This window comes from Shewanella electrodiphila, from assembly GCF_023283985.1.
In the GTDB taxonomy this organism is placed as follows: Bacteria; Pseudomonadota; Gammaproteobacteria; order Enterobacterales; family Shewanellaceae; genus Shewanella; species Shewanella electrodiphila.
Window position 1 is genome coordinate 82,063 of the sequence record NZ_JAKIKU010000011.1, and the last position, 20,406, is coordinate 102,468.

Annotated in this window: 20 protein-coding genes and 1 pseudogene; 11 read left to right on the top strand and 10 right to left on the bottom strand. The window is 42.1% G+C overall.

Going from position 1 to position 20,406, the window contains the following annotated elements; genetic code table 11:
* Positions 1–121: 121 nt before the first annotated feature.
* Complete coding sequence (locus tag L2737_RS17605; RefSeq protein WP_229370828.1) at positions 122–910, top strand: VOC family protein; 789 nt, start codon at positions 122–124, stop codon at positions 908–910.
* Between the two features lie 87 nt (positions 911–997).
* Complete coding sequence (locus tag L2737_RS17610) at positions 998–1,264, top strand: CorA family divalent cation transporter (protein ID WP_248956613.1); 267 nt, start codon at positions 998–1,000, stop codon at positions 1,262–1,264.
* Between the two features lie 61 nt (positions 1,265–1,325).
* Here the strand turns inward: L2737_RS17610 and L2737_RS17615 are convergent, their stop codons facing one another.
* The 3 genes from L2737_RS17615 to L2737_RS17625 form a co-directional block, all read right to left on the bottom strand.
* On the bottom strand, positions 1,326–4,469 hold the full coding sequence (locus L2737_RS17615; RefSeq protein WP_248956614.1) for an efflux RND transporter permease subunit: 3,144 nt from the start codon (positions 4,467–4,469) through the stop codon (positions 1,326–1,328).
* A 12-nt stretch (positions 4,470–4,481) separates the two neighbouring features.
* On the bottom strand, positions 4,482–6,122 hold the full coding sequence (locus L2737_RS17620; RefSeq protein WP_248956615.1) for an efflux RND transporter periplasmic adaptor subunit: 1,641 nt from the start codon (positions 6,120–6,122) through the stop codon (positions 4,482–4,484).
* Positions 6,123–6,280: 158 nt separating this feature from the next.
* Positions 6,281–6,748 carry a hypothetical protein gene (locus tag L2737_RS17625; RefSeq protein ID WP_248956616.1) on the bottom strand — a complete coding sequence of 156 codons (468 nt, stop codon included), beginning with the start codon at positions 6,746–6,748 and terminating at the stop codon, positions 6,281–6,283.
* Positions 6,749–7,205: 457 nt separating this feature from the next.
* On the opposite strand from L2737_RS17625, the gene L2737_RS17630 reads away from it, so the two are divergent.
* The 5 genes and pseudogenes from L2737_RS17630 to L2737_RS22555 all read left to right on the top strand — a co-directional run bounded on the left by L2737_RS17630 (position 7,206) and on the right by L2737_RS22555 (position 8,554).
* On the top strand, positions 7,206–7,769 hold the full coding sequence (locus L2737_RS17630) for a NapC/NirT family cytochrome c (RefSeq protein WP_102526733.1): 564 nt from the start codon (positions 7,206–7,208) through the stop codon (positions 7,767–7,769).
* An 86-nt stretch (positions 7,770–7,855) separates the two neighbouring features.
* The gene (locus L2737_RS22540; protein WP_428848403.1) at positions 7,856–7,969 is read left to right on the top strand and encodes a NapC/NirT family cytochrome c; all 114 of its coding nucleotides are present in this window, start codon (positions 7,856–7,858) and stop codon (positions 7,967–7,969) included.
* An 86-nt stretch (positions 7,970–8,055) separates the two neighbouring features.
* Positions 8,056–8,169: a NapC/NirT family cytochrome c gene (locus L2737_RS22545; protein WP_428848404.1), complete on the top strand. Its 114-nt coding sequence runs from the start codon at positions 8,056–8,058 to the stop codon at positions 8,167–8,169.
* A 119-nt stretch (positions 8,170–8,288) separates the two neighbouring features.
* A pseudogene (locus tag L2737_RS22550) lies at positions 8,289–8,354 on the top strand (NapC/NirT family cytochrome c); the annotation flags it as partial.
* A gap of 86 nt (positions 8,355–8,440) precedes the next feature.
* Complete coding sequence (locus tag L2737_RS22555; protein ID WP_428848405.1) at positions 8,441–8,554, top strand: NapC/NirT family cytochrome c; 114 nt, start codon at positions 8,441–8,443, stop codon at positions 8,552–8,554.
* A 396-nt stretch (positions 8,555–8,950) separates the two neighbouring features.
* Here L2737_RS22555 and L2737_RS17635 read toward each other — a convergent pair whose 3' ends face one another.
* Both L2737_RS17635 and rsmD read right to left on the bottom strand, forming a co-directional pair.
* A complete protein-coding gene (locus tag L2737_RS17635) occupies positions 8,951–9,235 on the bottom strand; it encodes a DUF1145 domain-containing protein (protein WP_102526734.1) in 285 nt (94 codons plus the stop codon).
* A 9-nt stretch (positions 9,236–9,244) separates the two neighbouring features.
* Entirely contained in the window at positions 9,245–9,826 is a 582-nt protein-coding gene (rsmD, locus tag L2737_RS17640; protein WP_229370838.1) for a 16S rRNA (guanine(966)-N(2))-methyltransferase RsmD, read from the bottom strand.
* A gap of 178 nt (positions 9,827–10,004) precedes the next feature.
* On the opposite strand from rsmD, the gene ftsY reads away from it, so the two are divergent.
* From ftsY to rpoH, 4 genes are all read left to right on the top strand, one after another.
* A complete protein-coding gene (gene ftsY / locus L2737_RS17645) occupies positions 10,005–11,705 on the top strand; it encodes a signal recognition particle-docking protein FtsY (RefSeq protein WP_248956617.1) in 1,701 nt (566 codons plus the stop codon).
* A 6-nt stretch (positions 11,706–11,711) separates the two neighbouring features.
* On the top strand, positions 11,712–12,404 hold the full coding sequence (gene ftsE, locus L2737_RS17650) for a cell division ATP-binding protein FtsE (RefSeq protein WP_102526737.1): 693 nt from the start codon (positions 11,712–11,714) through the stop codon (positions 12,402–12,404).
* Positions 12,404–13,369 carry a permease-like cell division protein FtsX gene (ftsX, locus tag L2737_RS17655; protein WP_102526738.1) on the top strand — a complete coding sequence of 322 codons (966 nt, stop codon included), beginning with the start codon at positions 12,404–12,406 and terminating at the stop codon, positions 13,367–13,369. Before ftsE ends, ftsX begins: the two co-directional genes overlap by 1 nt.
* 253 nt (positions 13,370–13,622) lie before the next feature.
* On the top strand, positions 13,623–14,486 hold the full coding sequence (rpoH, locus tag L2737_RS17660) for an RNA polymerase sigma factor RpoH (protein ID WP_102526739.1): 864 nt from the start codon (positions 13,623–13,625) through the stop codon (positions 14,484–14,486).
* A 94-nt stretch (positions 14,487–14,580) separates the two neighbouring features.
* Here rpoH and menE read toward each other — a convergent pair whose 3' ends face one another.
* From menE to L2737_RS17685, 5 genes are all read right to left on the bottom strand, one after another.
* Positions 14,581–16,107 (bottom strand): o-succinylbenzoate--CoA ligase, encoded by a 1,527-nt coding sequence (menE, locus tag L2737_RS17665; protein ID WP_248956618.1) that lies wholly within the window; start codon positions 16,105–16,107, stop codon positions 14,581–14,583.
* A gap of 38 nt (positions 16,108–16,145) precedes the next feature.
* A complete protein-coding gene (gene menC, locus L2737_RS17670; protein WP_248956619.1) occupies positions 16,146–17,243 on the bottom strand; it encodes an o-succinylbenzoate synthase in 1,098 nt (365 codons plus the stop codon).
* A gap of 54 nt (positions 17,244–17,297) precedes the next feature.
* Positions 17,298–18,068 (bottom strand): 2-succinyl-6-hydroxy-2,4-cyclohexadiene-1-carboxylate synthase, encoded by a 771-nt coding sequence (gene menH, locus L2737_RS17675; RefSeq protein WP_248956620.1) that lies wholly within the window; start codon positions 18,066–18,068, stop codon positions 17,298–17,300.
* Positions 18,068–19,798, bottom strand: coding sequence for a 2-succinyl-5-enolpyruvyl-6-hydroxy-3-cyclohexene-1-carboxylic-acid synthase (gene menD / locus L2737_RS17680; protein ID WP_248956621.1), 1,731 nt, complete (start codon positions 19,796–19,798; stop codon positions 18,068–18,070). The genes menH and menD overlap by 1 nt, the downstream gene beginning before the upstream one ends.
* Before the next feature lie 155 nt (positions 19,799–19,953).
* Entirely contained in the window at positions 19,954–20,382 is a 429-nt protein-coding gene (locus tag L2737_RS17685) for an Lrp/AsnC family transcriptional regulator (protein ID WP_102526744.1), read from the bottom strand.
* Positions 20,383–20,406: the final 24 nt, after the last annotated feature.

Sequence of the window (20,406 nt, forward strand, 5' to 3'; positions counted from 1 at the left end):
TTTTTATGCCAGTAAAGAGTTGTATTTATCAAGATTCTCCTCGACAGCGGCTGAAAAAACGTCTTAACTGTTAAGTCATGTTCACGTTATTCATTGCTAACTATTACAAGGACAAGTATGTATGAAAGTGTCTAAATACGCTCAAGGTCAGCCTTGTTGGGTAGAGCTTGCAAGTCATGACTGGTTTTCTGCCAAAAGCTTTTACCAAAACCTTTTTCAATGGCACGCCGATGATATGCCTATGCCAGAAGGTCATTACACTATGCTGCAGATAGAGGGTGATGATATTGGTGCTATGTATCAAATGCCAAAAGAAATGGCATCACAGCCGACACATTGGGAGCTGTATTTTGCAGTCGATAATGTCGACGAAACAGTGAAATTGATTAAACATGCTGGTGGCGAAATTATTGCAGGCCCTCATGAAGTGGGAGATTCAGGCCGAATGGCGGTCTGTCACGATCCTGAAGGGGCGCGTTTTTCTATTTGGCAAGCCATTGAACATGTAGGAATTAAACGTTCTTTTGAACCTAATACACTTTGCTGGGTTGAGTACATGTGCCGTAATGCAGGCTTATCTAAAAACTTTTACTGCCAAGTTTTGGGCTTTGACACTGAAACGGTGGACATGTCGGAAGTGGGTGTTGCTGAGTATACCCAATGGATGGTGGCTCAGCAGGCTATTGGTGGCATGATGGAAATGACCGAAGAGTTTGGCGATATGCCACCTCACTGGATGTTGTATTTTAGCGTTGAAGATTGCGATGCAATGGCAGCTAAAGCGGATGAGTTGGGCGGTAAAATTTGCGTGCCGCCGACAGATATACCTGATGTGGGTCGGTTTGCGGTGATTGATGATCCTCAAGGAGGCACATTCTCAATCATTAAACTGAGTCTACCTGATTGCTAAATTATACTTTCGCCAAGGTCATGGGTTTGTTAGCTTAGTGAATCAGACAAAATTTTTAGTTTTATCAACCCAGTTCAAGGAAGAAACATGTCGCAGACCAAAGAGCAAAAATTAGCAGATATTCAAAAGAAAATGACCATGGTAGCAGTGATTGATTTCCCTGGAACATTGCTAATGGCTGCGGGCTTATATGGCATTTTTGCAGGCTTTAACATTGCAACGATGCCGATATTAGATAATGCGAATGTGCAGTATGTTATGGTGGCGATTGGCGGTGTGACCATGATGTGGGGAATGGTAAAAATGATGCAATTAGCCAAACTTAAACAGCAGATCATGAGTGAAGATCTATAAAATCAATGTTGTGTTTATAAAATTTAAAAGGCGCTGAGAGCGCCTTTTTTGATGGTGTTATTTAATCAGATGATCTTGGTAGTTTCCTGCCATATATCAGTAAATAAATGGCTGGAATAACAAACAATGACAGTAGCGGCGCAGTCACCATACCACCGACCATAGGTGCGGCAATTTTCTGCATCACTTCATTGCCTGTACCACTGCCCCACATAATCGGTAATAAGCCGAAGAATATAGTGGCAACGGTCATGGCTTTAGGGCGAATACGCATCACGGCGCCGTGGATTAAGGCCTCGCTTAAATCACTGCGCTGCTTGTATTGCCCTTTGGCTTGTCTGTCTTTAATGCTGTTATTCAAATATACCTGCATCACCACACCAAATTCAGCCGCGACCCCTGCAAGTGCAATCATCCCGACAGAAACTGCTACCGAGAAATTGAAATCCAACAAGTACAATAACCATGCACTGCCAACAAGCGAAAATGGCAGGCTCAACATGATCACTGAGGCCTGGGTAAATGAGCCAAAAGTCATCATTAGCAGCATGAAAATCACCGCAAGCATTAACGGAATAACCAACTCCATTTTTGCTTTCACGCGTTGCATATACTCATATTGGCCAGCAAAAGTGTAACTATATCGAGGTGGAAGCTGAACTTGTTCATTAAGCGCTTGTTTGGCTGTAGCAATATATTCACCAATGGATATGTTGTCCAAATCGACAAATACCCAACTGATTAATCTACCATTTTCACTGGCAAGCATGGGCGCACCATCGCTAATAGAAATGGTTGCTAAGTTGCCTAATGGTAAGTATTTACCTGTTTTGGTCATGACAGGTAAGTCTTGCAGCTTTTCGATACTGTCACGCAGTTCGCGGGGGTAGCGAATATTGATTGGGTAACGTTCTTGCCCTTGAATAGATTGACCCACTTGCATACCGCCAATGGCCATTTGCACCACATCTTGAATGTCTTTGAGGGTCATTCCGTAACGAGCAGCATTTTTAAGATCTGGCTCAATATCAATATAGCGGCCACCACTTGTTCGCTGAGCAAATGCCGATTGCGTACCAGGTAGTTGGCTGACAACGGCTTCTATTTCAGTACCAATACGCTGAAGTTCATCAATATCTGCGCCGGAAATCTTAATTCCGACAGGGGTTCGTACTCCTGTTGAGAGCATATCAATGCGAGTTTTTATCGGTTGAACCCAAGCATTGGTCATTCCGGGTACTTTAACCGTCTTTTGAAGCTCAGCAATGATCCCCTCAAGTGTCATACCTTCGCGCCACGTATCACGCGGGTTAAGCATGATGGTGGTTTCTAGCATGGTTAACGGCGCAGGATCGGTGGCAGTCATCGCTCGGCCAACCTTACCAAATACCCGCTTTACCTCGGGTACGGTTTTAATGAGTCGGTCAGTTTGCTGCAAAATTTCAGCGGCTTTACCAGCACTTACGCTTGGTAGAGTCGTTGGCATATAAAGCAAATCACCTTCTTCAAGTTCAGGCATAAACTCGCTGCCCATTTTTGTCATTGGATACACCGCACTGCCAAGGGCAATGATGGCTAATAAGATGGTGAACTTTGGAAATTTAAGCACTAAACGCAGCATAGGCTCGTAAATGGCAATCAATAGTCTGCTGAGAGGGTTTTTCTTCTCATCAGGGATTTTACCGCGAACGAAATAGCCCATTAACACCGGGATCAAGGTAATAGCTAATATCGCACTGGCAGCCATGGCAAAGGTTTTAGTAAATGCCAAAGGGTGAAATAATCGGCCTTCTTGAGCTTCTAGGGCAAACACAGGCACAAAGCTTAAGGTGATAATCAACAGACTGAAAAATAGTGCTGGGCCGACTTCAACCGAAGCTTTTCGCACTAACTCCCAATGGGTGTCACCCGTAGGAGTTTGACCATTATGTTTTTCTCGATATTGTTCTAAATGCTTATGCACATTTTCGACCATCACAATGGCGGCATCCACCACCGCTCCTATGGCAATGGCTATCCCACCTAAACTCATGATGTTGGCATTTACCCCGATAATATTCATCACGATAAAACTGATTAATATTGAGATTGGTAACGAGATAATCGCCACTAAGGTTGAGCGGGCATGAAGCAAGAAAATCAGGCAGATAATGCCTACGACCATCATTTCTTCGAGGACTTTATGTTTAAGATTGTCCACTGAGTTAAGAATAAGCTCAGAGCGATCGTAAGTGATCACTAACTCCACCCCATCAGGCAGGCCGTTTTCGATTTCTTTAAGCTTATCTTTGACATTGTTGATGGTGGCGAGGGCATTTTCACCGTAACGCATCACCACAATGCCGCCAACCACTTCACCTTTACCATCTAGTTCGGCGATTCCGCGTCGGGCGGCAGGCCCTGTGCGTAGTTGCGCCACATCTTTCATCAATACCGGCGTGCCAGATTCAGACACTATGCCTAATGGTATTTCCCTAAAGTCAGCCAGTGTTTGCCGATAACCTGTTGAAGTGATCATGTACTCGGCTTCTGCCATTTCAATGACTGAGCCACCTGTTGAACTGTTAGAATTGTCTAAGGCATTTTTTACAGTCATTAAATCAATTTGATACAAAGCCAACTTATGCGGATCAACAATGATTTGGTATGACTGCTCCATGCCGCCAATAGTCGCGACTTCTGACACGCCGCTAACACTTTGCAACTCAAGCTTTAAAAACCAATCTTGCAGTGAACGCAATTGCGCTAAATCATGTTGGCCTTTGCGATCAACTAACGCGTACTGAAATACCCAACCAACTCCAGATGCGTCAGGTCCCAGAGTGGGAGTGACATTGTCGGGTAGCTGCCCTTGGGTTTGGGATAAATATTCTAAGACTCGGGAGCGAGCCCAATAAATGTCTGTGCCGTCTTCAAAAATAATGTAGACGTAAGAGTCGCCAAACATAGAAAAACCGCGAACAGTTTTAGCACCAGGTACGGCGAGCATGGCGGTTGATAACGGATAGGTTATTTGGTCTTCAACTAATTGTGGTGCTTGGCCTGGGTATGAGGTTTTTACAATCACTTGCACATCAGATAAATCTGGTAGTGCATCCAGTGGTGTCATACGCATTGCCTGATAACCAATTAAGGCAATCACCGCAGTAAGCACTAACACCATAGCTCTTTGCCTAATCGAGGCGCTGATTATTTTTTCTAACATGTTAGCCTCCGATTAATGATGCGCATGAGGATCAGCTGCGGGTTCAGTGTTACTGCCACTTAATCGTTGCAAGCTACCTTGAATACTGGCTTCAGAATCTAATAAGAATTGGCCGGATACGATGACCTTTTCACCCGCTTGCAGACCTTCGATAATCTCTGCTTTACCTTGAGCAATCATGCCGACTTTGACGGCTACTGAAGCAAAGCTATTATCATCACGTTGGACTACAACACGGTTCTCTCGGCCTGTTTGAATTAAGGCTTCAGTAGGAATGGATAATACGCCGCGCTTTGGGCCGCCAAATAGTTTCACATCAACTAAGCTGCCTGGTTTTAAGCTTTTACCTGGATTTTCGAGTTTGATGCGCACTCGCATCGCACGAGAAACGGGATCAAGTTCTGGGTAGATATAATCGATTGTGGACTCAAGATCGAACAAACCTTGGGCTGAAGACGTTACTTCAACTGGACGACCTTGCTCTAACCAGCTTTGCTCATTTTCAAACACATCAGCAATAACCCAAACACTTCGTAAGTCGACGATTTCAAATAAGGTTGTTCCGGGTTCAACATACATACCATGACGAACACTCAGTTGACTGATAAAGCCATCTTGGTCGGCATAATATGGAACGCGATAAATGGTCTCGCCAGTGTTTTCCAGTTGTTGGATAGTTGTGGAACTCACCCCAAGTAGTTCAAGGCGTAATCGAGCTTTTTTAAGCAGCCCAGCACCGCGTTCAGGGTCTTGCATGAGATAATCTTTGGCTTGCATATAATCATCTTGAGCGTTGATTAACTCAGGGGAATACAGTTCATATAGCAGCTGGCCTTTTTTAACCCTCTGACCTACATTATGGATCATGAGAGTTTCTAACCAACCACTGACACGGGTATGCGCATGGCCAATGGTGTTTTCGTTGTATTCGACGGTGCCAATGGTTTTAACTAGTTTCCATAATGTGCCTTCGCTGACTTGTTCACTTCGCATTCCAAGTGCTTGTTGCATACCTCCGGATACGCCAACCACGACTTCTTCGCCTACGCCGCCCATAGTGACTTTTTCTAGATTCATTCCGCAAATCGGGCAGGTGCCTTGTTCATCAGAAATCACGTGAGGGTGCATTGGGCAAACGTATTTGATATTACCTTCATCATTCGCTTGTGGAGTGGTGAGTAATGCCGGTTTAGGCTGACTAAGTACCTGCTCAGCTTTAGATTGACTTGCTGACTTATCAGTCAGAGTCACAGCATGAGTCACAGCATGAGTATGGCTATGACCCGCATGTTCAACTGAAGTGGACTCTTCCTCTTCTTCCTTGACTAAGAACATATTACATTGCGGGCAGTGACCTTTTTCATGGCTGGTTTCTTCAGGGTGCATTGGGCAATAGTAATTGGGGTTATTTGTCACTAATTCATCGATTGCAGATTGCTCATTTTTGACCAGAAACATATTACACAGTGAGCAGCGACCTTTTTCATGGCTGGTTTCTTCTGGATGCATTGGGCATGAATACATTGGATGCGGATCAATTGAGTGATCAGCATGTTGATGATTATCTCGGGTATCAGTAGCTGCGTTAGCGGTGCTAATAGCAAGTACAGCCCCCAACGTCATTGCAATAAAAAGACTGATAATGTGTTTCATAAAAACCTCAAGTAACGAATGACGAACAACAATCCACATTTGGCAGTGAATTAGGTCATCGTAAAAGTAAAACCGGTAAAGTGATCGTTTGTAAAATGCGCCATATGAAATCACGTTTTGGTGATGTAAACAGTAATGTATGGCGGGTTTAATGCAGTTTAGGCAATAGGAGGTTTAAATGCTGGCAAGGTTTGATGGTAAAAAAAATGCGGTAATTTAGTCGCTTCTGCTTTTATATTCAGTGATTTAGCAATGATGATATCGACATTCTGCATGTGACCGGTCATCGAAATTTTCATACAATGACTGCAATCAAGACTGCAACCTGCCACTGAATCACAACATGAAGATGGTTCGGTCTGTGCTATATCAGTTATAGAGTCGCAACAATGTTTGCTTTGCTTGTTACTGTCTATCATTGAGGGGATGTTGGTCGATACCTGCTGGTGGCAGTCCATCGTAGCGCTTTCCACATCCTCGGTAGCTGCATCACTCGTTGGTTCTTTATCAACTATATGAGTCATAGGCATTGCCACCATCGCATAGCCATTAGTGACTAAGCCTTGTCCGAGTAATGCGAACAAAGCGAAGAAAATAATGATGTGGTGAGACAGTTTAACGCTCATTTATAGCCTGTAGATCCTAATTATTAAAAGTCGTAATAACAGTAAAAGAATTTTACTCATTAACTTGGTGAATATAGCTTGTTAACATTCAGCGAGCAATAAAACGGGTCACAAAACAGATAATTAAATAATATAGATTGTTTAAGTTAATGATAGTTCATTAGTTTTATTGATGGTGTCAGTTTTATGAACTTTCTAGATATTGTTAAAGAAACTTTGCCAATAAGCCCAGCTTGTATTAGGTTTAAGTAAGCTAGATTGGGTCACTAATTTTGTGGTTATTTCGATCTAGGTCTCATTTTGAACATAATGTAGCAACTTATTAATTAAAACATGCCTTTAAATCATTTTTTTAAGGCTAAAACAACCTAGAATACAAATATTATTTTTAGAATTTAAAAATTATATTTTAGAGTTTAAGAATTATAAATTATAAATTTTCTATTGGAGATGACCGATGAACTGGCGTGCACTTTTCAAACCAAGCGCAAAATATTCAATTATCGCACTGATTGTAGTCGGTGTGATTATGGGTGTAGTAGGCTACTTCGCTACACAGCAAACCTTACATGCGACAAGTAGTGATGCATTCTGTATGAGCTGTCACAGTAACCACTCACTAAAAGATGAAGTACTTGCTTCAGCTCATGGTGGTGGAAGCGCAGGTGTAACTGTGCAATGTCAAGATTGTCACCTTCCACATGGCCCAGTTGATTACTTGGTTAAGAAAATCATCGTATCGAAAGATCTATATGGTTTTGTGACTATCAAAGATTTCAACACGCAAGCATGGTTAGATGAAAACCGTAAAGAGCAAGCAGATATTGCACTTGAATACTTCCGTGCAACTGACTCAGCTAACTGCCAACATTGTCATACTCGTATCTACGAAGATCAGCCTGAAACAATGAAGAAAATGGCTAAAAGAATGCACGAACGCAACGCCAAGCAAGAAGGCGATAAGAGAAAGACTTGTGTAGATTGTCATAAAGGTGTTGCTCACCCTTACCCTAAAAAGTAAGTAGACCTACATAAGAGGTGGCGAATAGGGAGTGATGACCCTTGCAGCTATCAATTAAAAAAACCTCGCTATGGCGAGGTTTTTTTATGGCTGAAATTTGCTGTTGTGAATTAAAAAGCAAGAAGGCGACTATTATTCTAAGCAGAAAGACTTGTGTAGATTGTCATAAAGGTGTTGCTCACCCTTACCCTAAAAAGTAAGTAGACCTACATAAGAGATGGCGAATAGGGAGTGATGACCCTTGCAGCTATCAATTAAAAAAACCTCGCTATGGCGAGGTTTTTTTATGGCTGAAATTTGCTGTTGTGAATTAAAAAGCAAGAAGGCGACTATTATTCCAAGCACAAAGACTTGTGTAGATTGTCATAAAGGTGTTGCTCACCCTTACCCTAAAAAGTAAGTAGACCTACATAAGAGATGGCGAATAGGGAGTGATGACCCTTGCAGCTATCAATTAATGTCTACAACCAGTTCATTGGTGCTTGGATGCAATTAAGAACATGCTAAGCAAGAAGGTCTGATAACAACACAAAGACTTGTGTAGATTGTCATAAAGGTGTTGCTCACCCTTACCCTAAAAAGTAAGTAGACCTACATAAGAGATGGTGAATAGGGAGTGATGACCCTTGCAGTTATCAATTAAAAAAACCTCGCTATGGCGAGGTTTTTTTATGGCTGAAATTTGCTGTTGTGAATTAAAAAGCAAGAAGGCGACTATTATTCCAAGCAGAAAGACTTGTGTAGATTGTCATAAAGATGTTGCTCACCCTTACCCTAAAAAGTAAGTAGACCTACATAAGAGGTGGCGAATAGGAAGTGATGACCCTTGCAGCTATCAATTAAAAAAAACCTCGCTATGGCGAGGTTTTTTATGGCTGAAATTTGCTGTTGTGAATTCAAAAGTAAGAAGGCGATTATTATTCCAAGCAGAAAGACTTGTGTAGATTGTCATAAAGGTGTTGCTCACCTTACCCTAAAAAGTAAGTAGACCTACATAAGAGGTGGCGAATAGGGAGTGATGACCCTTGCCATTATCAATTAATGTCTATAACCATATTGATTAGTGCTTTAAAGCGTAACCCATAATAAAAGCTCAATAAAAAGCCCCACGAATGTGAGGCTCATAACTTAGATGCTGTTTAATTTCGTTATCACTTCATTTGTGATGCCAGCTATAAGTATCAATCTTCAGCTTGAGGTAAATCCAATACTTTTTGGCGGTATTCTAATAAACCAAAGACACCCAAGAAATAGACTTTAATGTAATCGACTAACTTAAGTTTTAGTAATGTGTTGAACATGGTGTAAAAAATCAATAATTGGAACAAGTGCATAAATGCCGTGATCAATAACAGAATATTGAGAACAATGCTGACCTTGCCATCGAATGGCATGAACACATTATAAAACATCACCAACCATGTCAGCAGGGTAAAGCTCTTACCTGCCAGAATAAAAAATTTCATCTGTAACCTTTAATCAATTTGATATTGGAATAAACGGTAGGTCACTTGCCCTGCCGATTTTTGTTTAAGCTCAACCCAAGTATTGGGGATGTCTAACTGAGCTAAGTCGGATTCCGTTTCGACATAAATTTGTGCATTTTCATTGAGCCATTGTTTTTCATCTAGCAGCGCGATGGTTTTACTGGCCAGATCTTTGCGAAAAGGAGGATCGACAAAAACAATATCAAAGCCTTTATCTGGATTACCTTTGGCGAGCAAAGCCAAACTATCACCATTAATGACATCGGCCGTTTCGCATTTTAGGGTTTGTAAATTTTGTTGCAACTGCTTCGCTGCGCTGGATTGCAGTTCAAAAATTCGAGCATAGTCAGCGTAGCGTGATAATGCTTCTAGGCTCAGTGCGCCGCTTCCAGCAAAACAATCCAACACTCTTGCACCGCGAACGTCTGTGGATAACCAGTTAAATAAGGTCTCGCGCACTCGATCTGTGGTTGGTCGAAGACCTTCAAGATCGTGAATAGGAAGTTTTCGTGAACGCCATTGTCCTGAAATGATCCTGACTTGGCCGCTAGCGGACTTATTTTTGGACATTTTGCCCTCGTGATTTTGCCTGAACAAAGAAAGTGGTAGACTATGCAACCAATTAGAATACTCGATATTTTATACCAAACTGATGCCTAAAGGTGAGCAATCCTTCTGACATTATCTGTATTAAGTTATCGAGAGTATTTTTCCGAATTTTTTAGCTCACTAAGTACTGGTAGTAGACATGGCAAAGAAAGGTTTTTTTTCGTGGTTTCGTAAAGACAAAACCAAAGAACAAGAGAAAGTTACAACCGACAACGCTCAAGAGCAAATTGACACCAGTAGTACTGAGCAGGCTGAAACAGAGCTTGCTGCTCAGCAATTAGCTGAACAGCAACGTGTTGAAGAGCAAAACCGTCTTGCAGCAGAAAAAGAAGCTGCTGAAAAGGCTGAAGCTGAATTACAGGCTCAGCAGTTAGCTGAACAGCAACGTGTTGAAGAGCAAAACCGTCTTGCAGCAGAAAAAGAAGCTGCTGAAAAAGCTGAGGCAGAATTACAGGCTCAGCAATTAGCTGAACAGCTACGCGTTGAAGAACAAAACCGTCTTGCAGCAGAAAAAGAAGCTGCAGAAAAAGCTGAAGCTGAACGATTAGCTCAGGAACTTGCAGAACAGCAATTAGCCGAGCAACAGCGCGCTGAAGAGCAAGCCCGTATTGAAGCTGAACAAAAAGCAGCGGAACAAGCAGCTTTAGAGTTGGCAGCTCAAGAAAAAGCGGCTGCTGATAAAGCCGAAGCCGAACGCCAAGCACAAGCTGAAGCAGATCGCCAAGCTGAGCAACAACGAGTCGCAGAACAAACTCGCCTTGCCGAAGAGCAATTAGCTCAAGAACAAAGAGAGCTAGAAGAGGCTGAACGTGCAGAAGCTCAGCGTCTCGAAGAAGAAGAAGCTGCTGCTAAAGCGGCACAAGAAGCAGAAACAACAGACCTTGTCGCAGAGCCTCAAGCTAAACCTGTTAAAGAAGGTCTTTTTGCTCGCTTAAAGCGTGGCCTAAAGCGCACCAGTGAAAACATTGGTAGCGGCTTTATGGGGATCTTTAGCGGTAAGAAGATTGATGATGATTTATTCGAGGAATTAGAAGAACAGCTGCTTATTGCCGATGTTGGTGTTGAAACCACCACTCGACTTATTGATAGCCTGACTGACAGCGCCTCTCGCAAACAGCTTAAAGACGCCGAAGCGCTTTATGATTTAATGCGCGATGAAATGCAAACCATTCTAGACCCTGTTGCGATTCCTTTAGTGCCTGAAAATGCCAATGGCCCATTTGTGATTTTAATGGTGGGTGTTAATGGCGTGGGTAAAACTACCACCATTGGTAAATTGGCAAAACAGTATCAAAAACAAGGCAAATCTGTCATGTTAGCTGCGGGTGATACCTTCCGTGCTGCAGCTGTTGAACAGTTACAAGTATGGGGACAGCGTAATGAAATCCCTGTGGTTGCTCAGCACACTGGTGCAGATAGCGCCTCAGTATTGTTTGATGCACTGCAAGCGGCTAAAGCACGTAATGTGGATGTATTAATTGCAGATACAGCAGGGCGTTTACAAAACAAAAGTCACTTGATGGAAGAACTGAAGAAAGTCGTTCGCGTGATGAAGAAATTAGACCCAGATGCGCCGCATGAAGTCATGTTAACGTTAGATGCAAGTACCGGCCAAAATGCGATTAGTCAAGCACAGCTGTTCCAAGAGGCTGTTGGCGTTACAGGTATCACGATCAGTAAATTAGATGGCACAGCAAAAGGTGGCGTAATTTTCGCGATTGCCGATAAGTTTAATATCCCTATCCGTCACATTGGTGTTGGTGAACAGATTGATGACTTACGTACCTTTAATTCAAACGATTTTATCGAAGCATTATTTAGTCAGGATAAGGCAGAATAGTCACATATGATCCATTTTGAGCAAGTCAGTAAGATCTATCCGGGTGGCCAAAAAGCACTCTCTGAAGTCAATTTTCGTCTTCAACAAGGTGAAATGGCCTTTTTAACCGGACACTCTGGCGCAGGTAAAAGTACCTTGCTCAAATTGATCACTGTCATTGAGCGTGCCAGTGCCGGTAAAGTTTCTATTAATGGTCATGACATTGCCAAGCTTGGCAAAAAGCATGTGCCATATCTTCGCCGTAATATCGGCATGATTTTTCAAAACCATCATCTACTCATGGATAAAAGCGTGTTTGATAACGTGGCTTTACCATTAGTGATTGAAGGTTTTTCTCACGGTGAAATTCGTAAACGTGTTGCAGGCGCCCTTGATATGGTGGGCTTGTATGGCAAAGAGCGTCATTTACCAGTGATGTTGTCAGGCGGTGAGCAGCAACGTGTTGGTATTGCTCGCGCCATTGTGAATAAACCGCCTTTACTGCTTGCCGATGAGCCAACAGGTAACTTAGATCCTAAGTTATCGATGGACATTCTACGTTTATTTGAAACCTTCCATGACTCTGGCACCAGCGTCCTAATCGCAACCCATGATTTGGGCTTAATTGCGCGAATGAAATACCGCACCTTAACTTTACGCCAAGGCAAAATGCTTGGTGGTGATGAAATCTATTCAGCTGATACTCAGGGGCAGATTTAATGTCGAATAAAGTTAAGATAACCGCAAGTAAACTGCCTTTTACTGGGCGCTTAGTGATGTTTTTTGTACGTCATATTCAACAAGCAATGGCCAGTATTGGTGAGCTGTGGCGTAACCCTGTGTCATCTGTAATGACAATGGCAGTGCTTGGAGTCAGCTTGAGCTTACCTGCTGCACTACAAGTCCTAGTTAAAAATGCTGAAAATATTACTCAGTCTTGGAATAACGCAGCAGAAATCTCGCTATTTATTAATGAAGGCCGCAGTGAACAGTCAATACAAAGTCTGATTTCACGGATTAATGTCTATTCCGAAGTGGATGTGGTGCACTACATTAATCGCGACCAAGCTTTAGAAGAATTTCAACGTTTATCAGGTTTTGGTGAAGCATTATCTTATCTCGATAGTAATCCGTTACCTGCAGTGGTGGTGGTTACGCCATTAGCACGACATTCAAGCCCTGAAGGTGCAAGAAAGTTGCTCGACAAGCTTGAGCGCGAACCTGAGGTCAGTTTTGGTCGTTTAGATATTGAATGGCTTGAACGATTACAAGCCATGGTGAGACTGATTGAACGCACTGTACTTGCCATTGCAGCCTTATTAGTACTCGCGGTGGTGTTAGTTATTGGTAACACCATTCGATTAGCGATTATGAATCGCCGCACCGAAATCGAAGTGATGAAGTTAGTTGGTGCAACGGAAGCCTTTATTCAAAGGCCCTTCTTATATACCGGTATTTGGTATGGAGTGATTGGCGGTGTGCTCGCCTGGATCATCATTAACCTTTTAGTCTGGTATCTTGATTCTGCCCTTGCTGAGTTACTTGGCTTATACGGTAGCCAACTGCAAATACAAGCCTTAAGTATGGCTGAGTTAGTCAAATTGGTGCTATTGGCTTCTTTCTTAGGCTGGTTAGGCTCATACCTCTCTGTTAGGCAACATTTACGCGCAATTGAACCTTCTTAATATTACTGTCGTATTGTAGTGGCAATATATGATGTCCAAATGTGTTGGTAAGATTATTTTGGACTAAAAATGAACATTTGTTCACTTGCAATTGCTTTGGATTCAGCAGAGTATAATTCAGCGCGCATTTTGTGTGCATCCTTGTGTTGAACCACTGTTGACATATGTTGTCCGATAATAGATAGTTCACCACTTAACTTAAAATATTTTAAGTTACATAAGTGTTAAAAACGCAGTAATAGTAGGAGCTTTAATGGCCTTTCAATCGCAATCTATGTCACTCACTGTCCCTAGAGGAAGTAGCAGCTTAGAAGCTTATATGCAATCAGTCACAGGCATCGAGATGCTTGGGGCAGACGAAGAGCAGGAGCTTGCAAAACGCTTGCAAGAAACTGGCGACCTACATGCTGCAAAAAAACTGATTATGTCTCACTTGCGCTTTGTTGTGCATGTGGCGAAAGGTTATTCTGGGTATGGTTTGCCACAAGCAGACCTTATTCAAGAAGGTAACATCGGTTTGATGAAAGCGGTAAAACGTTTTGATCCTGGTGTTGGCGTTCGCTTGGTATCTTTTGCAGTGCATTGGATTAAAGCTGAAATTCATGAGTACGTGCTTAAAAACTGGCGTATTGTGAAGGTCGCAACAACCAAAGCGCAACGTAAATTATTCTTCAATATTCGTAAAACTAAAAAGCGTTTAGGCTGGTTTAGCGACGAAGAAGTCGGCATGGTAGCAGAGAATTTAGGGGTGTCTAAAAAAGACGTCACCGAAATGGAGTCGCGTATGGCGGCACAAGATCCTGCATTTGATTTAGCCAGCGACAATGACGATGATAGCAGTGTTGATTTTGCACCTGTTCATTATCTAGAAGATCATTCTTCTGATGTAGCCGTTGAAGTTGAAAATGAAAATTGGGAATCAGATTCTCAAGCGCGTTTATTCTCAGCGATTAAAACTCTAGACGAGCGTAGCCAGCATATTTTGCGTGCACGTTGGTTAGATGATGATAAAACGACTCTGCAAGAATTAGCATCAACTTATCAAGTTTCTGCTGAGCGTATCAGACAGCTTGAAAAGAACGCGATGAACAAACTTAAATCTTGCATGGAAATCTAATTCCGCTTGGTTAAGTTTATAATTAAAACCTGCTACGGCAGGTTTTTTTATGGCTTTTTTTAGCTCTGTTATAGAAGCGTTGTGGGACTTTAGCCTACAAAGGCAATCTTTGCTTTACTGCGGCAATAATCGCTTTACGAGGGATCTTAAGGCTAGTGGTTTTGATACCGGTTGGCCAAGAGTAATAATGTCTTGGGCGCTTGAAACGCGCAATTCTTTCAATAATAAATTGCTCGATTGAATTAACTTGTGCTGTTGATAATTGGGCTTCTACTGGAACAGTCGCAGTCTGTTGGCTTGATAGTTCACTATTCTTGAGTTGAATGATAGCTGCAGGCAATAAGCTGAATGTCTTATCTTCTTCTGCAAACACAAGCGCATTTTCGATTAAGGGGTGTGCTTTTAATGCCGCTTCAATCTCTTCTGGGTGAATATTTTCACCACCGCAAATAAACATGTTATCGGCGCGACCAAGTAAGCGAAGGTTATCAGAATCATCCAGTTCGCCTAAATCTTGGGTGTTAAACCAGCCTTGTTCATCAGTGACTTTTTCAGCAATACATTGCTGGTGTGAAGGTACAGTATTATCGGTTACTGCATCAGTTAAATAACCTAAGAATAGGCAGTCGCCTTTTACCCAAATAGTGCCATCTCTAATTTCCATTTGTCTGTGGCTTAATGGCTTTCCTAAATGACCCTGAGGGTTTATCAAAGCTGTTGTGATTTGTGAACTCATTTCAGACATGCCATAACTGCAATATGCATTAATATGTCTGTCAGCGAGCGCTGAGACTAATTTAGCTTCTATGGCGCCGCCGCCTAATAACAAGGCTTTTACTTGATCTAATGCTTGAGGATGCTGGGCCAAAATTTTACTTAATTGTGCAGCCACTAACGAGACATGACTGATTTCATTGTCGCTAATTTGTTGCCATAAAGGCTGATTATTACTCAGTACCACACATGCCCCAGCGAGCGTACAACGATTAATGATGGCTAAACCACCAATATGAAACAAAGGTAGCGATAATAACCAGGTGTCACCGCTTTTGAGGCTAATATTTTCAGCCGAGCCCTGTGCACTGGCAATGTGATTTGATAAACAATGCACCACGCCTTTTGGGGTGCCACTAGAGCCAGATGTGAGAATGATATTCAATGGCTTTTTGCTATCAATACTTGGCTTGCTTTGAATTGGGTCAGGATGTTTTCGCTCTAGTTGAAGATCAATTTTGAGCCGTTGTTGGGTCCCATCACTGATATTGAAATCAGACTGCTGCGCCTCTGACCAATAAAAATCAATCTTAAAACGCTGACATAATTGGGCTTGTTGCGATACAGGAAACTTAGGTGATATTGGCAAAAATATCGCGCCTAAATCAACGCATGCCCAATAAAGGCAAATCATTTCGAGGTTATTAAGGCTGATACAAGCGAGACGGCTATTATGACTAACGCCTTGCTTTTTCAGCGATGTCACAAGGTTAGTTACCAGCGCACTTAACTTAAGGTAACTGACTGCGTCACTATGCTTAATACTGGCTTTATCGCCGTTATCTGTTTGCTGAATAGCTATAGTTTCGGGCATGTCTAAAGCTGTTTGGTGTAGCGGAGAAATCATCACAAAACCTTTGTTAACCTGTCTGACTATGGCGTTTCTTATTCATTAGTATAGCGATTGATTAGCTGAGTAACTTGTGGATTCAGTTGATTGTTTTCGAGCATTAACGGCTCGCTAAAGTTAGCTAGCGTGTCGAGCCCCGGGATTTCATCAGGGGTTAACTGTGCGGCTAGCGTCGCTAAGTCGTTAATCCCCAGGTTAGCTTCTAAACTTGAGCTGAATATACAACGCACGCCATGTTCTGTGGCGGTTTCAATGAGTTTCGCTAGTTTGTCGATATTGCCAATAATCATCGGCTTGATGATAAGTGCTGCTAACCCATCAAACATAGTAAATTGATAGTCTGCATCATTTAACGTTTCATCTAGCGCAAAAGGAATCTTAAGTGCTTGATAAACCATGCGGCTTTCTTTGAGCGTTTGGCAAGGTTCTTCAATGTATTCGATGCTGGCTTTTGGTAAGCATGCCAGAAACTCAATGGCTTGCTCAGCACTAAAACCTTGATTCGCATCAAGGCGTAATTTGAGCTTTGGATTAATAGATAATATCTGATGAATAAACTGGATTTCTTGTTCTATTGAAGCTTGAGCCACTTTGACTTTTATTGCATAAGTACGTTTAGGTAGTGCATTTATTTTGGCCGCTAACGCTTCATTTGTCGTGTTAGGCTGATAATAAAATAAACTGATTTTTCGGTCATCAACATGGGCATATTGAAATGCCGAACTAAACTTAGTCGCTAATAAGCTGAGCCCAAACGCTGCAGAGGGCAGCTTTATTTCACTGGCAATATTAGCTAATTCGGTTAACGGCTTATTGATTAACAGCGGTAATTGCTGCTGGAGTAATGCAATCACTTGTTCAAGTGATTCTTCGCTAAATCCAACAAGAGGTTTGTTGTTGGTATCTACGCCTGACAAAGGGCTGATTTCGACACTTTCGCATTGAGCATGATTTAATTGAGCATGATTTAACTGAGCACTGATGACTAAACCAGACCGTTGATCGATGCGCTGAGTTGCCACAGGCAATGTGGGTGATAATGGGATTTGGTAACGGTGCAGTGTAAGCTCACTGATGATGGCAAGTTCGACTTTTTCAAGGCTAGAAGTTTCATTGTTATCATCAGTGTGCATAAAGCGTAAATCCTTTATTAACGAATACTCACCGCTTAACAGTGTTGTTAGCAGTTATGGGTAAAGCAGCTGTATGACGCTTGCTGCAAACATCTTTGGTTGCGCTTTATGGGTATTGTGCCCTGAATTTGGGATTGTGATCACCGATAAATCAATTTTCTGTTGCCACTTCTCTGCCAAGTTAGAAAATTTATTGTCATTTTCACCCACCAATAGATATCTCGGGCAGTGTAATTGTTTCAGTACTTTTTGGCCATTATCTTGTAATCCAAGTGAAGTGCTCTGAAAGCAATGCAGTAACGCTTGAGGATTATTTTTACTACGAATATTAATCAGCTGTTCACGAGCATCATTATTTAATTCAGCAAAAACCGGCTGTTGGTACCATTCACTTAAAAAATTTCTTATTGGCTTAGACGCTAGTTTATCTGCCCATTTCTGATCGTGTTTCAGTCTGGTTTGCTTATCACGTGTGGAACATAAACCTAAATGAGCTGACTCCAACATAAGACTCAATAGTGTCGCAGGATGGAATTTAGCGATATGCAGTGCAACTCGGCCACCTAAAGAGTATCCCAGCAAATGAAATTGCGGATAACCTAGATTAATCACTTGATGGGTAATGGTATCAGCAAGGGCTTCAAAGCCTGGCGTTGGCAATATCTGCTCGTTTTCACCATGGCCTGGCAGATCGATGCAAATACAATGAAAGTATTGGCTTAGGGTGGGTAAGCAAGCTTGCCAATCTTCTTTGGAACCTAAAAAACCATGTAATAAAACCAGTGCAGGTAATGCGGTATCACCGTATCGTTTAATGGTTGGCATTAGTGTTGTTTCACCCATTGTGCAATGAGCTTGATTTGATCGCTTGCTTGATTAGGGCTGACATTGACTTCAATCACAGAGGTGCCTGCAAAGGCCATTGCATCAACATAAGCTTCATTAAAGCTGGTTAAACAATCCACTTGGTTATATGGCAAACCAAACATGGCGGCAGCATAACCAAATTCCAGTCCGTGACTCAAACGGTAATATTCATCTCTTACTGCTTCATTAGGCACAGGTAATAAGTTGAAAATATTGCCGCCATCATTATTCAAAATCACAATCACAAATGGACTGTTAATTTGCTTGGTTATGGCGAGCGAATTAAGATCGTGCAAACTTGAAATATCACCAATGAGTAGAGTGCTTGGCTGTTTACTCGCGAGTGCCATTCCGCTTGCTGTAGCAATTAATCCATCGATGCCTGATGCACCTCGATTGGTATAAATCGCAGGCGTTTCGCAGGTAATAGGTGAATACATATCGTATAAGCGAACTGGCAAGCTATTACCAATAAACCATTGATGTTTTGAGGTCTGCACCTTAGCTATTTGGCGAACAACCTGGGGTTCACCAAAGCTGCTTTGATCAATATGCTGTGTTAGCAATGCTTCAATATTTTGATTCATTTCTACTAATGACAGCGCCCAATTGGCAGATGATGATCTTGGCCACTGTGCACTGCACATTGCTGAGACACTAGCGAGCCATATCCGTTTCGACTGATGGTTAGGGTCAAGGCGCTGTTGAGTCGGTAAGACTTGCCAGTAGCTATGCCATTGTTGCTCAACAATAAAACTAATCAGCCTTTTAGAAATAAAACGCCCGCCAAATACCAATACACGGTCTGCTTGTTCGACAAATTTAGCCGCTTTTGGGTTGAGCATCAGCTGATCAATATGACCAATTACACTTGGGTGTTGCCTGAGCTGAGACTGTGCATCGACCACAATAGGCCAGCCCAATTTTTGCCCCAGTTCAATAATCTGTTGTGGATTATCTTTTGGAGATAACGTGCCCACCACAATCACGCCTTTGCCATGGACGAAACGCATCATGGTGTCTTCAGTCGGTAAGTTGCTACTAGATGCTTGACCATAATCAGTATAGGGAAATGCGTGATTTAGCCAGTCTGAAATTGGCGTCACATAACCAGATAATGATGTTTTAACAAGTTGAGATAAGGTTTCTAATTCGCTTGGGTATAACGGCTCACGGTACATACAATTGAAATGTACTGGTTGAGTTTGATTACTCACTACTTCATCGATGGTAGTGAGCAAAGTATTTGGGGCGATGGCTAAATCTGGCGTTGGTAAATTAACTTGTTTAGCATAATCGGCGAATATTGCGGGTTGCACAATAGCTTGGTTTGCACCACAACCGATTAATTCAGGCGGTCTATCGCCACTTAACACAATCAAAGGAACTTGAGTTAACCAGGCTTCTACAATTGCTGGATACAGGTTGGCGACTGCGGTGCCTGATGTGGTGACAATCGCTACAGGGCTATTACTGGCTTTTGCTAAACCAAGCGCCATAAAACCTAAACCACGTTCATCGAAGTGTAAATGACGTTCAAGTTTATCTTGGGCAGCAGCGGCTAACGTTAATGGTGTTGAACGAGAACCAGGTGCCATGCATACGTGTTTTACGCCAAGCCGAGCCAGCTCTTCAAGGATGAGTGCACCCCAAAGTAAATTGATGTCAGAATTAGGCCGTGTTTGCATAGTGTTAAATACCCAATTTAAAGTGTTTGAAACCTGTAGTTTCAACATACTTGTTTAAGTTTAATCGACTTAAAAAGTGTTATTTATTTTAGTCTCTTATCAGCATTGTTGGCTATTTTACCAGTATAACCAATAAATTAATTTGAGAATGTGCGTTACGCTTGATTGTTAATCCATTCACTCATTACCACGTGGGTTTTAATTTTGACAATATCTACCTGGGCATCAATGTACTCACGAATTTCATGCAATCGCTTCATCGATGCGGCATTAACATAAACCAACAGATCCATTTCGCCAGTGATCCCTTGGCAAGTTATGACTTCAGGTATGGCATGAAATACGTGCACAACATCGGCACAATTGGCGCGTTCATGTTGTATTTCAAAGTATGCCGATACGCCTTCTTTTTGCGACTCACTTAATAAAACTTGATAGCCACGAATTACACCAGATTGTTCAAGTTTTTTTATCCGCTCAGTAACCGCACTCCGTGATAAGCTCACAGCTTCAGAGATATGAGAAATACTCTGACGAGCATTTGCTCTTAACGCATTTAAAATGAGTTGATCAAATTTATCCATTTTGATTCCAGTCGTTAGAAATAC

Excerpts from the sequence above, each read along its gene's own strand:
- L2737_RS17605 (WP_229370828.1), top strand. The coding sequence starts at position 122 with ATGAAAGTGTCTAAATACGCTCAAGGTCAGCCTTGTTGGGTAGAGCTT.
- L2737_RS17610 (WP_248956613.1), top strand. The coding sequence starts at position 998 with ATGTCGCAGACCAAAGAGCAAAAATTAGCAGATATTCAAAAGAAAATG.
- L2737_RS17615 (WP_248956614.1), bottom strand. The coding sequence starts at position 4,469 with ATGTTAGAAAAAATAATCAGCGCCTCGATTAGGCAAAGAGCTATGGTG.
- L2737_RS17620 (WP_248956615.1), bottom strand. The coding sequence starts at position 6,122 with ATGAAACACATTATCAGTCTTTTTATTGCAATGACGTTGGGGGCTGTA.
- L2737_RS17625 (WP_248956616.1), bottom strand. The coding sequence starts at position 6,748 with ATGAGCGTTAAACTGTCTCACCACATCATTATTTTCTTCGCTTTGTTC.
- L2737_RS17630 (WP_102526733.1), top strand. The coding sequence starts at position 7,206 with ATGAACTGGCGTGCACTTTTCAAACCAAGCGCAAAATATTCAATTATC.
- L2737_RS22540 (WP_428848403.1), top strand. The coding sequence starts at position 7,856 with ATGGCTGAAATTTGCTGTTGTGAATTAAAAAGCAAGAAGGCGACTATT.
- L2737_RS22545 (WP_428848404.1), top strand. The coding sequence starts at position 8,056 with ATGGCTGAAATTTGCTGTTGTGAATTAAAAAGCAAGAAGGCGACTATT.
- L2737_RS22555 (WP_428848405.1), top strand. The coding sequence starts at position 8,441 with ATGGCTGAAATTTGCTGTTGTGAATTAAAAAGCAAGAAGGCGACTATT.
- L2737_RS17635 (WP_102526734.1), bottom strand. The coding sequence starts at position 9,235 with ATGAAATTTTTTATTCTGGCAGGTAAGAGCTTTACCCTGCTGACATGG.
- rsmD (WP_229370838.1), bottom strand. The coding sequence starts at position 9,826 with ATGTCCAAAAATAAGTCCGCTAGCGGCCAAGTCAGGATCATTTCAGGA.
- ftsY (WP_248956617.1), top strand. The coding sequence starts at position 10,005 with ATGGCAAAGAAAGGTTTTTTTTCGTGGTTTCGTAAAGACAAAACCAAA.
- ftsE (WP_102526737.1), top strand. The coding sequence starts at position 11,712 with ATGATCCATTTTGAGCAAGTCAGTAAGATCTATCCGGGTGGCCAAAAA.
- ftsX (WP_102526738.1), top strand. The coding sequence starts at position 12,404 with ATGTCGAATAAAGTTAAGATAACCGCAAGTAAACTGCCTTTTACTGGG.
- rpoH (WP_102526739.1), top strand. The coding sequence starts at position 13,623 with ATGGCCTTTCAATCGCAATCTATGTCACTCACTGTCCCTAGAGGAAGT.
- menE (WP_248956618.1), bottom strand. The coding sequence starts at position 16,107 with ATGATTTCTCCGCTACACCAAACAGCTTTAGACATGCCCGAAACTATA.
- menC (WP_248956619.1), bottom strand. The coding sequence starts at position 17,243 with ATGCACACTGATGATAACAATGAAACTTCTAGCCTTGAAAAAGTCGAA.
- menH (WP_248956620.1), bottom strand. The coding sequence starts at position 18,068 with ATGCCAACCATTAAACGATACGGTGATACCGCATTACCTGCACTGGTT.
- menD (WP_248956621.1), bottom strand. The coding sequence starts at position 19,798 with ATGCAAACACGGCCTAATTCTGACATCAATTTACTTTGGGGTGCACTC.
- L2737_RS17685 (WP_102526744.1), bottom strand. The coding sequence starts at position 20,382 with ATGGATAAATTTGATCAACTCATTTTAAATGCGTTAAGAGCAAATGCT.